Annotated in this window: 1 protein-coding gene; it reads right to left on the bottom strand. The window is 67.5% G+C overall.

Translation table 11 applies throughout. From position 1 onward, the window contains the following. The coding region (locus tag HUA74_RS47030; RefSeq protein WP_254625569.1) for a condensation domain-containing protein at nucleotides 1-591 on the bottom strand (591 nt) is incomplete at both ends.

Raw genomic sequence — 591 nt, 5'->3', positions numbered from 1 at the left:
CGAGCTGCTGGGTGTGGAGCTGCTGGAGCCAGGAGAGCGCGGTGGCGTCTTCGTCGACGAAGATGCGGACGGGCAGTGTGTTGATGAAGAGGCCGACGGCGTGCTCGATGCCGGAGACGTCGGCGGAGCGACCCGAGGTGGTGGCGCCGAAGAGGATGTCGTGCTCACCGGTGTGACGTGAGAGCACCAGCGTCCAAGCGGCCTGGACCAGTGCATTGAGGGTGAGGTGGTGCTGGCGCACGAAGGCCTGGAGGTCCGCGGTGAGTTGCGCGGGCAGCCAGACATTCAGGTGCTGACGCCGGAGCACCGAGTCCGGGCTTCGGGGAAGCGCACCGGGCAAGGGCGTGGGCGCGGTGAAGCCACGCAGCGTCTTGCGCCAGTAGTGCTCCGCGGGCTCCAGGGACTGGCGCTGAAGCCAGGCGATGTAGTCGCGGAAGGAGGTCGACTCACTCTCCGCCGGGAGCCGGCCGGAGCGGACCTGCTCGTAGGTGGTGAAGAGTTCCTGGAAGAGGAGCCCGAGGCTCCATCCATCCACGATGAGGTGGTGCAGCGTCCAGAGGATGCGCCACGTGCGCTCATCCGTGCGGATGA

Origin of the sequence: Myxococcus sp. CA051A, assembly GCF_013336705.1 — a bacterium.
Taxonomy (GTDB): domain Bacteria; phylum Myxococcota; class Myxococcia; order Myxococcales; family Myxococcaceae; genus Myxococcus; species Myxococcus llanfairpwllgwyngyllgogerychwyrndrobwllllantysiliogogogochensis.
This window is presented reverse-complemented; position numbering and strand designations above follow the sequence as displayed.